The organism is Mesorhizobium zhangyense (assembly GCF_011045115.1).
Taxonomy (GTDB): Bacteria; Pseudomonadota; Alphaproteobacteria; order Rhizobiales; family Rhizobiaceae; genus Mesorhizobium_M; species Mesorhizobium_M zhangyense.
This window is the reverse complement of sequence record NZ_JAAKZG010000010.1, coordinates 215,882-225,845: the sequence shown is the minus strand read 5'-3', so window position 1 is coordinate 225,845 and position 9,964 is coordinate 215,882. Positions and strand designations below refer to the sequence as shown.

Sequence of the window (9,964 nt, the reverse complement as noted above, 5' to 3'; positions counted from 1 at the left end):
TTTACCGGGCACGATCGGTTTGGGCGTGGCCGGTTTCTTCGCCGCAGGTTTCCTGGCTGGTGCCTTCTTCGGCGCGGCCTCAGACTTTGTCTCGGCTGTCTTTATGGCCTTCGCTGCCGGCTCGGTTTGAGCCGGTGCAGCATTGGCGAAATTGGGATGAACGACGCGCCCAGCATCGGTCAGCATCGTCGCCTTGACCAGATCGTCCTCGCGATTGATCGCAAGCTGCTTGGTGCCCTTGTCGATCATGGTTTCGAGGAAGGCAAAAAGGTTCTTGGCGTAGAGCAGCGAGGCTGATGCCGCGACCCGGCCCGGCACATTGAGATGGCCGACGATCTTGACACCGTTTGCGGTCGTCACGACCTTGCCCGCAACCGCGCCCTCGACATTGCCGCCGCGCTCGACCGCCAGATCGACGATAACCGAGCCGGCCTTCATCGAGGCGACCATGGCCGCAGACACCAGCTTCGGCGCCGGACGGCCCGGAATGAGTGCGGTGGTGATGACGATGTCCTGCTTGGCGATGTGCTCGGCGGTGAGTGCCGCCTGCTTGGCCTGATATTCCTTGGACATTTCCTTGGCGTAGCCGCCAGCGGTTTCGGCCGCCTTGAACTCCTCGTCCTCAACGGCGAGGAACTTTGCGCCGAGCGAGGCAACCTGCTCCTTGGCGGCGGGGCGCACGTCCGTCGCCGTCACGATGCCGCCGAGGCGGCGCGCCGTGGCGATCGCCTGAAGACCGGCAACGCCGACGCCCATGACAAAGATCTTTGCCGCAGGCACCGTGCCCGCCGCCGTCATCATCATCGGCAGCGCCCGGTCATATTCGGCAGCACCGTCGATGACGGCCTGGTAGCCGGCGAGGTTGGCCTGCGAGGACAACACATCCATCGACTGGGCGCGCGTGATGCGCGGCATGAATTCCATGGAAAATGCCGTGACGCCCGCCTTGGCCAGCGCTGCCACCGCAGCGTCATTGCCATAGGGGTCCATGATCGCCAGCACCGCTGCGCCGGATTTGTAGCCTTTCAGCTCGGCATCGGTCGGCCGGCGCACCTTCAGCACCACATCGGCCTTGGCAGAGTCCGCAGCCTTGCCGATCTTGGCACCCGCCGCGGTGAATTCGGCATCGATGATGCGCGAGTTCAGGCCGGCGCCAGTCTCGACAATGATGTCGAAGCCGAGCGCAGTAAGCCGTTTCACCGTATCGGGAGACGCCGCAACGCGCGGCTCGCCCGAGCCGCCCTCGGCAGGAATGAAGATGATCTGGCTCACGCTTGGCTATCCCTCCCCGGCACGCTGCGCATCTGCGCGCCTGCCGTATCGTTATCGTTCAGAGTTTGCTACAATCCACAAAATGGGCAATTTGTCCACAAATATGACTGAGGGTACTTGTCCGACAATTGCCGATGCCATATCGATGGCCAAACGGCGGTTCTGGGAGGTGTAAATGTCGAAGATCAATGGTGCCAAGCGGCTGCGCTCGCGCGAGTGGTTCGACAATCCGGACAATCCCGGCATGACGGCGCTCTACCTCGAACGCTATCTGAACTATGGGCTGACCCGCGAAGAACTGCAGTCCGGAAAGCCGCTTATCGGCATCGCCCAGACGGGCTCGGACCTGTCACCTTGCAACCGGCATCATATCGAGCTCGCCAAGCGGGTGCGCGACGGCATTGTGGCCGCCGGCGGCGTACCGCTGGAATTCCCGGTCCACCCAATCCAAGAGACAGGCAAGCGGCCCACCGCCGCGCTCGACCGCAACCTCGCCTATCTCGCTCTCGTCGAGTTGCTTTATGGCTATCCGCTGGACGGCGTCGTGCTGACCATCGGCTGCGACAAGACCACCCCGGCGCTGCTGATGGCCGCGGCCACCGTCAACATTCCAGCCATAGCGCTGTCCGTCGGCCCGATGCTGAACGGCTGGCACAATGGCGCACGCACCGGCTCCGGCACGGTCGTGTGGAAGTCACGCGAAAGGCTGGCGGCAGGAGAGATCGACTACGACCAGTTCATGGACGTCGTCGCCTCGTCCGCACCGTCCGTCGGCTATTGCAACACGATGGGCACGGCGACGACGATGAACTCACTGGCCGAGGCGCTCGGCATGCAGTTGCCGGGCTCCGCCGCCATTCCAGCGCCCTATCGCGAGCGCGGCCAGATCGCCTACCAAACCGGCAAGCGCATCGTCGACATGGTGCGCGAGGACTTGAAACCCTCCGACATCATGACGCGGGAAGCCTTCGAGAACGCCATCGTCGTCAATTCTGCCATCGGCGGCTCGACCAATGCGCCGATCCACCTCAACGCCATTGCGCGGCATCTCGGCGTGTCGCTGACCGTCGATGACTGGCAGAAGGTCGGTCACCACGTTCCGCTGATCGTAAATCTCCAGCCGGCCGGTGAATATCTCGGCGAGGACTATCATCATGCGGGCGGTGTGCCGGCCGTGGTGGCAGAGCTGATGAAGGCCGGCTTGCTGCCGCACCCTGGAGCCATGACCGCCAACGGCCGCACGATCGGCGACAATTGCTCCGCGGCGGAGAATCTCGATGGCAAGGTCATCCATACCGTGGCCAATCCGCTCAGGAAGGATGCCGGCTTCATCAACCTTAAAGGCAATCTGTTCGATTCCGCAATCATGAAGACGTCGGTGATCTCGCCGGAGTTTCGCGACCGCTATCTGTCAAATCCGCGAGACCCCGATGCCTTCGAGGGCGTCGCCGTCGTGTTCGACGGTCCGGAAGACTACCACGGTCGCATTGAGGATCCGTCACTCGGCCTGAACGAGAATACCATCCTGTTCATGCGCGGAGCCGGCCCAGTCGGTTATCCGGGCGGCGCCGAAGTCGTGAACATGCAGCCGCCGGCCTACCTGCTGAAGATGGGCATCCACTCGCTGCCCTGCATCGGCGATGGCCGTCAGTCCGGCACTTCCGGCTCCCCATCGATCCTCAACGCCTCGCCCGAGGCGGCCGTCGGTGGTGGCCTTGCGCTGCTGCGTACGGGTGATTGGGTACGCATCGACCTGCGCAAGGGGACCGCCGACATCCTCGTGTCGGACGACGAGATCAAGCGCCGTCGCGTCGACCTGCAAAACGAGGGCGGCTATGCATATCCGAAGCATCAGACACCCTGGCAGGAGATCCAGCGGTCAATGGTTGATCAGTTGTCCGAGGGAATGGTTCTGAAGCCGGCGGTGAAGTACCAGAACATCGCCGTCACCAGCGGCGTGCCGCGCGACAATCATTAGGAGAGTTCCTATTTGGGGCCGAATTGGTCGAGAGGCACGAAACATTGGCGCCGCCATCAGATGCCAGTGCCCTGCAGACAGCCCCCGCACTAACGTTGATGCCGGTAATCGCCATCGAAATACAACCCCGTGTCACGGCCTCGTCGGCCTTGCCGGGCATTCGCCTCGAGAAGCTGATGTCTGTCGAAATCGAAGTCGAGGTCAATTGCCGACAGCTTCTGCAACTCCGCCGCCAAGTTGGTCGTCCCAGTCTGCGTTGAAGATCGCTGCCCGATGGGCGAAGAACTGGGATTGATCCGGAATAAGGGCCTGAAGATGCGCTATGATTTGTTTTCACGCAGCAACGGAACTCCGGATCCCGTACCGGCTTTCAGCTTTAAGGTTTGACCGGGATGGCTTCTCCTTTCACCGCGGCGATCCGCGGCATGGATGACTGGATCGCGGGACCGGCCTCCCTGCTGGATGAACTCGCGCGCATCAAATCCAGCAGCCGAGTGGTCGCGCGGGTCGCGAGCGACGGGGACGCGCTTGAAATCGAGCCGGCGACTAGCCGAAAGCCGTCAGCACCCCTGTTGATACCGATTTCTCCAGACGGGCAGGCGCCAGCCGCATTGCGTACCGCGGTGAATGGAAAGACTGTCCATCTCGGCATCCCGGCGAACTGGGTGATCGCGCGCCGGATCGAACTGCCGATGGAGGCTGCCAGCCACGTCGAGGGCATCGTTTCGTCGCGGATGGGCGCGCTTTCGCCATTGCCTGCTTCTGATATCCATTTCGGCCACAGCGTCCTCGGGATCAGCCATGAGACGCTGCAGATCACCGTCGCCGTCGCGATCGTTGCGAGGTCGCGTGTCGCTGCCGCCTTGGCCTGCCTGAATGCGGCCGAGGCCCGCCAGGTCGTAATCTCGGCGCCGTTTCCGGAAGGCGATGCCGTGAAAGTATTGACACAGCGGCAACGGGTCACCGGCACGCGTGGCCGGATAAAGTTTGTCCTTGCCGGAGTTTTGGGCGCGAGCCTGGTCGCTGCCGTTACGGCTGTGGCAATACGGCCGATGATCCAGAACAGCTATGCCGAGCGCCGCGCCGCTGTTGAGGTCCGGGCCGAGAAGGCACGCCGGGCAATCGCGCTGGCGGCGACTCCAGACAAGGCTGAAACAGCGCCGGAGCAGGAGGCGCTTAATATCAAGGACGATGCGATAAGCGCGCTGGGAGCGTTGGACGACCTGGCTGAGGCCTTGCCGATGCATTCATACGCCACTGAGATAGCCTTTGCTAATGGCCGCATGCGCCTCTCCGGGCGGACAATGGATGTACCCGAAGTGCTAACTGCACTGGAATCGTCAAGTCGCTTCGAAGACAGCATGCAGGTCGGATCGGCCTTGCGCGGCGAAGACGGCCTCACATCGGAATTCGAGGTCGACACCCGCCCGCTCATCCGCACGGGAGGTTCGCTGCGATGAGGACGACATCCCTGTGGCGCGACACGCGGCTTCAATCTCTGGTCGTCATGGCCCTGCTGGTCGTCGGCGCTCTTGTCCTCGTCGCCGATACGCTGCTGTCCTGGCGCGCGGAGGCGGGCTCGCTCGCGCTCTATGAGGAACGCACCGCTTTGCTCGAAAGCCAGGCCTCCACCTCCTTGGTGCCCCCGGGTGCGAACCAGGCTCTGGACCTCGGCGAGGGCAAGATCCTTCTCGATGCGCAGACCAGCGGGCTCGTCTCCGCCGAGTTCCAACGTCTGCTCTCCACCCGCGTGGAAAGCGTGGGTGCCGTTATCCGGCGCGTCGATGTTCCCAACGACGGTCAGGTCGCCGATATAGGCGATCCACCGTTGGAATCTTTGGAACGCATTCGGTTGACCGCCGACATCGAGGTCATGGAGCAGTCGCTTCCCGATCTCATGTATGCGATCGAGGCCGGTTCGCCCGTCATGGTCGTCGACAGCTTCAGGCTTCGGTTGAACCGAAAGGTCGATCTGCTGGGGGGAGACCAGACCTCAAGTTCAATGGATCGGCCGCTGTCGCTGAACGTCACCCTGTCGGCCTTCCGGGATAAAGGGCCGCAGTCATGATGACCGCGCTGCGCACGACAACGGTGCTCGCTGCCATAGCAGCCTCGGCGAACCTGTCCTTCGGCACGGAAAAGCTATCGGTCAGGGAACGCCCGGTCAGCGACTATGCGGCGCTTCGGGATCGGCCCCTGTTCTCGCCGGACCGCACTGCCCCGTTCGCATTCGGCGCCGCCGAGCCGGAACCTGTCGTCGTGCAACCCGAGCCCGAGCCTGAACCCGAGCCGCCGCCTGCCGCGGCGCCCAATTGGCAGTTGGTCGGCATCGTACGGTCGGAAAGGCTCAACAGCGCAACCTTCACCACCCCGGCCGAAGTGACGGCCTTCACGCTACGCACCGGGGAAAGCCGGGAAGGTTGGACCCTGAAGGCAGTTGGCCAGTTCGAAGTCAAGCTCGATGGAGCGGGAGGGCGCGCCTCGCTGCGCTTTTCGGATCAGGCGAGCAGTGACCCAATGGTTCCGCCAGAGGAGCCCCCGCCCACCCTTTCTGGCGGTTGATCCATGAGCTCCATGGCATTCGCATACAAGGCTTTGAATGGCGAGGGTCGTCTTGAACTCGGGCGCATCGATGCCTCCGATTCAGACGATGCCGTCCAGAAGCTCGGGGCGCGTGGGCTGATCCCGGTAAGTGTCGAACAGAGCGAGCAATCTGCGTCGCGCGCACCGCTGTTTTCGACCCGGATACCGGCGGCGCAGGTCACGCGGCTGCTGTCCGACCTGTCGATCATGCTCAATGCCGGGATCCGGATCGACGAGGCGCTGGCGATCATGGAAAAGGAGTTCGACAGCGGCAGGCTCCAGCCCGTCGTTGCCGGCATTCGCACCGACCTGGCGTCGGGCAAATCATTTTCCAGCGCGCTGGAGGCCTGGCCTGCTCTGTTTCCGGCTTTCCAGGTTGCCATGGTCCGTGTCGCGGAAACGTCCGGCAAATTGCCCACGCTCCTGTCGCGCATCGTCCAGGAGCGCCAGAACTTCGAGGCCTTGCAGGCCAAGGTCAGCGAGGCGCTGCGCTATCCCGCAGTCCTGTTTGCCGGCACGATCTGCGTACTGGTCTTCTTCCTGGTAGGGGTCGTTCCTCAGTTCGAACCGATGCTCATGCAGAGCGGCAAGAAGGACACGCTGATGGTGGTGATGTTCGCCGTCTCGAATTTCCTGCGCGCCTACGGGCTCGTCCTTTTGCTTGCGGCTTCGATACTCGTATTGCTGGGATTCGTGGCGGCGCGGCGGGGCCTTCTCTGGGCGTGGCTCTGGGGTCTCGCCAAGAAACTACCGCTCTTGTCGGAGATACCGGGGAGCTATCGGACGGGGCGCTTCGCCCGTCTCCTCGGCATCATGGTCGAAACGGGAGTGGCGGTTCCCGTCGCTTTCAAGCTCATCAGCGATACCATCGATCACGGCGAGGCCGCCCGGGCACGCGCGCAGCAGGCGTCCGACGCGCTGAGGCAGGGCAACAGGCTTGGTTATGCGCTCGAGATTCTTCAGCTTCCCCCGCTGGCGGTGCGCATGTTGAGGCTCGGCGAGCAAAGTGGCGACCTCGCGGGGCTGGCCTATCGTGTCGCCGACTTCTATGAAGTGCGGCTGGAGCGTTCGCTATCGCGTATCGTCGGGCTTGTTGGCCCTGCGGCGGTGGCAACCATCAGCATTTTGATCGGCGGTATGATCGTGTCTATCATGTCCACTCTTATGTCCTTCAACGACATGGTCCGATAGGAGCCATTATGCAGAGCCTCAAATTCGCAGTCGGTCCCGATCTCATGCAGCGCAAGCGTGCCCGGCGCCGCAGGGCGGGCTTTACGCTGATCGAGATGCTTGTCGTGCTGGCCATCATCGGCCTGATCTCGGCGCTCGTCGGTCCTCGTGTTCTCGCGCAGTTGTCCGACTCGCGCGAACGCGCGGCGAAGCTCCAGATCGAGGCGTTTTCCAGCGCGCTCGACATCTTCTACATCGATGTCGGCCGTTATCCGGTGCAGGCCGAGGGCCTGGGAGCTCTGGTGCGCAAGCCCTCGACCATTCAGGTCTGGAACGGGCCATACCTCCGCGGCGAGAGTGTTCCGCTCGATCCGTGGGGCAATGAGTACAAATACGCGAGCGACGGAAAGACATTCAATATCACCGCCGATGGGCCAGATGGGCGCGGCTCCAATGTCTCCGCCCAGCCGTAAGGGCAACAGCAGTCGCAAAAGGGCGCAGCGCGGTGTCGTGCTGCTCGACGTGGTCGCGGCGCTTGCGATCGTCGCCCTCGCGGCCTTCGTGCTGATGCCGCGTCCGCGTTCCAGCATCGGGGCGGCCGAGCTTACTGCGGAGGCGGTTCGCGTCAGCGGGGAAATTCGCAAAGGCAGGGCAAAGGCGCTGACCACGGGCAGCGCCGCCGACGTGACGGTCGATCCGGGAAACAATCGCATCCAGGTGGATGGCGCCAATCCGGTCTCGATCAGGGACGGGGTGGCCATCAACTGGGTCACGTCGGACCGGTGTCCGATACGAGGCGGAACCAGAGCCTTGCGCTTCCTTGCCGACGGACGCTCCTGCGGGGGCGTCATGACACTGTCCGCCAGCGGCCGGGAGATCGAACTGCGCGTCGACTGGTTGACCGGCCGCGTGGAAATGAGCCCGAAATGAAGGCGCGGCTGAGACGCGGCTTCACGCTGATCGAGGTTCTGGCCTCGCTTGCCATCGCCATGCTGCTGATCGTTCCGATCGCGCGCATAATCACGGGCGCCGCAGGCGCGTTCGCGGGTCTGGAACGATCGACCGAACGCCGTGTCGGCGTGCAGGCTGCCATGGCGGCAGCGATGACGCTTGAGCCGTTGCGAGGGGGCCGAAGCGTGATCGGAGATTTCACGGTCATCGTGGAACCGTACCGCTTCGAACGCGGCGCTGCATTGGCGAAGGCCGGATGGCAGCTTTACTCTGTCACCATTCGCAGCACCGACAGATCGGATGACGACGTGATACAGACCGTGCGCCTCGGCAAGCTGAAATGACGAGGAAACGCAGCGCCCGGGCCGGCTTTACGCTGATCGAGGCGTTGGCTTCGCTGGTGCTTGCGACGATGCTGTTTGGTGGGCTGGCACTCTACACCGGAACCTGGCTGCGCCAATGGCAGGGGATGATCGCTAGAGGCGGGCAGGAGGACACGGTGGCGGTGATTCTCGACCGGATGGTCGAGGATCTGGAGGCGGCGCAGCCCAGCTATTCCAACACGGAAGGGGCTGCGGTCCGCTTCACCGGCCACGCCAACGAGGTCACCTTCGTGCGCCCGGCACTTGGCTACGAGCCGCGTGCGGGACTTGATGACATCACCTATTCGATGGGTCGGGCCGGAACCGACGACGCCCTCATTCGTGCCCGCCGCGATTTCATGATGAGCGGGGGCGGGGAGGATCTTCCGCTGGTGCGCGGCGACCTGAAGCTTTCATTCAGCTATGCCGGGCCGGACGGCGCGCTCAACCCCGAATGGACAAGCAACAACCGAATGCCGTCATTCGTGCGCATCGAGATATCCGGCAGTTCTCCGCGTCCCTGGCGGCAATGGGCCTATGCGCAGTTGCGCGTCGAACTGCCCGCGCGTTGCGGCGCGGCTGAAGCGCTCGCGCTGTGTATGCAGCGCTACGGCATCGGCTTCTGAACTCCGCTCGCGCGTGACCACTCCGTGTCTTCCGGCGCGACGCTGACCATAAATCGGCCACGCCATCTTCAAGCCAGATCGTCAGGTCCCCACGACGGCGAAGGGCCCCATTTTATTCCGTCCAGTTCGTCAGCCGGTGCCGCTGCTTCGGGAGCATATGGCGGCGTGTGCGGCATTCGGGCGATCCTGCCAAGCGTCCACAACCTCACTACCCGGCAAGCCCGATCCCTGCAACAACGTCCGCGTTCAGCATGTCCTGCCAGAGGCGCTCGGCGATGGGCGAACGCGTCCGGTCGCAGCGCCTCACGAGATAATAGGGTTATAATAGGATTCGCTGCGGGCCGGCAGGCCGGCAGGCCGATCGGCAGCATGGTCGCGGTCCCCGTCCGGCCGAGCACGAGGTGGTTTCGATGAGGCTGCCGGGAAAGCGCGGGTCCTGGTTCTGGAATTCCTGTTCGAGATAGCGGCGCATGGGCATGTTGGCAGCGTAGACGATCCAGGTGCTGTAGGCGAGGTCGTTCAACGAGACCGGGCCGCTCACTAAGGGATGACCGATATTGGCGACCACGACGAGTTGCTCGTCTCATATCCGGCGATCTTCATATGCCTCGGGCCGCTAACTGACGCTGGTGCGGCAGATGGCGATTTCCAGCCGGCCGCTGTCGAGCAGGTTCAGCAGATGCGCACTAGTGTCCTTCACCAGTTCCACGCGGATCGTGGGCTGCCGCTCCAGAAGCTGGGGCAGATGATCGTTCAGGAGCGGCACCGCGCCCATGACGGTGCCGACGGCCAAGCGCCCACCATGTCCGTCCAGAGTCCCGCCATCTCCTCGCGCAAATGGGTGAGGTCCTGATGGATCAGTCGGGCATAGCGGGTGACGCAATGGCCAAGCTCGTTGGGGCGAAGGCCGCGGTTGGTCCGCACGTAGAGCGCGCTGCCGATTGCCTTCTCGATTTCCTGCAGGGCCTTGGTAGCACCTGGCTGATGCCCACCGCATCGGCTGCCTTCAGGAGCGCCCCGTG

General features: G+C 63.4%; 10 protein-coding genes and 1 pseudogene. 9 read left to right on the top strand and 2 right to left on the bottom strand.

Features of this window, described 5'->3' with window-relative positions:
* On the bottom strand, positions 1-1,272 hold a 1,272-nt coding region (locus G6N74_RS21820), incomplete at its 3' end, for a Re/Si-specific NAD(P)(+) transhydrogenase subunit alpha (RefSeq protein ID WP_165120105.1).
* 175 nt (positions 1,273-1,447) lie between these two features.
* On the opposite strand from G6N74_RS21820, the gene G6N74_RS21815 reads away from it, so the two are divergent.
* The 9 genes from G6N74_RS21815 (at position 1,448) to G6N74_RS21775 (ending at position 8,942) form a co-directional block, all read left to right on the top strand.
* Complete coding sequence (locus G6N74_RS21815) at positions 1,448-3,250, top strand: IlvD/Edd family dehydratase (RefSeq protein WP_165120104.1); 1,803 nt, start codon at positions 1,448-1,450, stop codon at positions 3,248-3,250.
* A gap of 392 nt (positions 3,251-3,642) precedes the next feature.
* Positions 3,643-4,710 carry a PilN domain-containing protein gene (locus tag G6N74_RS21810; RefSeq protein ID WP_165120103.1) on the top strand — a complete coding sequence of 356 codons (1,068 nt, stop codon included), beginning with the start codon at positions 3,643-3,645 and terminating at the stop codon, positions 4,708-4,710.
* Entirely contained in the window at positions 4,707-5,318 is a 612-nt protein-coding gene (locus tag G6N74_RS21805) for a GspMb/PilO family protein (protein ID WP_165120102.1), read from the top strand. The genes G6N74_RS21810 and G6N74_RS21805 overlap by 4 nt, the downstream gene beginning before the upstream one ends.
* Positions 5,315-5,812: a hypothetical protein gene (locus G6N74_RS21800; protein ID WP_165120101.1), complete on the top strand. Its 498-nt coding sequence runs from the start codon at positions 5,315-5,317 to the stop codon at positions 5,810-5,812. The genes G6N74_RS21805 and G6N74_RS21800 overlap by 4 nt, the downstream gene beginning before the upstream one ends.
* A gap of 3 nt (positions 5,813-5,815) precedes the next feature.
* Complete coding sequence (locus G6N74_RS21795) at positions 5,816-7,024, top strand: type II secretion system F family protein (protein ID WP_165120100.1); 1,209 nt, start codon at positions 5,816-5,818, stop codon at positions 7,022-7,024.
* A gap of 8 nt (positions 7,025-7,032) precedes the next feature.
* Positions 7,033-7,476, top strand: coding sequence for a type II secretion system major pseudopilin GspG (gene gspG / locus G6N74_RS21790; protein WP_165120099.1), 444 nt, complete (start codon positions 7,033-7,035; stop codon positions 7,474-7,476).
* Positions 7,457-7,933 carry a hypothetical protein gene (locus G6N74_RS21785; RefSeq protein ID WP_165120098.1) on the top strand — a complete coding sequence of 159 codons (477 nt, stop codon included), beginning with the start codon at positions 7,457-7,459 and terminating at the stop codon, positions 7,931-7,933. The genes gspG and G6N74_RS21785 overlap by 20 nt, the downstream gene beginning before the upstream one ends.
* Entirely contained in the window at positions 7,930-8,298 is a 369-nt protein-coding gene (locus tag G6N74_RS21780) for a PulJ/GspJ family protein (protein WP_165120097.1), read from the top strand. The genes G6N74_RS21785 and G6N74_RS21780 overlap by 4 nt, the downstream gene beginning before the upstream one ends.
* The gene (locus G6N74_RS21775; RefSeq protein ID WP_165120096.1) at positions 8,295-8,942 is read left to right on the top strand and encodes a PulJ/GspJ family protein; all 648 of its coding nucleotides are present in this window, start codon (positions 8,295-8,297) and stop codon (positions 8,940-8,942) included. The genes G6N74_RS21780 and G6N74_RS21775 overlap by 4 nt, the downstream gene beginning before the upstream one ends.
* A gap of 319 nt (positions 8,943-9,261) precedes the next feature.
* Here the strand turns inward: G6N74_RS21775 and G6N74_RS31560 are convergent.
* Positions 9,262-9,939: pseudogene (locus G6N74_RS31560) on the bottom strand (LysR substrate-binding domain-containing protein).
* Positions 9,940-9,964: the final 25 nt, after the last annotated feature.

Excerpts from the sequence above, each read along its gene's own strand:
- G6N74_RS21815 (WP_165120104.1), top strand. The coding sequence starts at position 1,448 with ATGTCGAAGATCAATGGTGCCAAGCGGCTGCGCTCGCGCGAGTGGTTC.
- G6N74_RS21810 (WP_165120103.1), top strand. The coding sequence starts at position 3,643 with ATGGCTTCTCCTTTCACCGCGGCGATCCGCGGCATGGATGACTGGATC.
- G6N74_RS21805 (WP_165120102.1), top strand. The coding sequence starts at position 4,707 with ATGAGGACGACATCCCTGTGGCGCGACACGCGGCTTCAATCTCTGGTC.
- G6N74_RS21800 (WP_165120101.1), top strand. The coding sequence starts at position 5,315 with ATGATGACCGCGCTGCGCACGACAACGGTGCTCGCTGCCATAGCAGCC.
- G6N74_RS21795 (WP_165120100.1), top strand. The coding sequence starts at position 5,816 with ATGAGCTCCATGGCATTCGCATACAAGGCTTTGAATGGCGAGGGTCGT.
- gspG (WP_165120099.1), top strand. The coding sequence starts at position 7,033 with ATGCAGAGCCTCAAATTCGCAGTCGGTCCCGATCTCATGCAGCGCAAG.
- G6N74_RS21785 (WP_165120098.1), top strand. The coding sequence starts at position 7,457 with ATGTCTCCGCCCAGCCGTAAGGGCAACAGCAGTCGCAAAAGGGCGCAG.
- G6N74_RS21780 (WP_165120097.1), top strand. The coding sequence starts at position 7,930 with ATGAAGGCGCGGCTGAGACGCGGCTTCACGCTGATCGAGGTTCTGGCC.
- G6N74_RS21775 (WP_165120096.1), top strand. The coding sequence starts at position 8,295 with ATGACGAGGAAACGCAGCGCCCGGGCCGGCTTTACGCTGATCGAGGCG.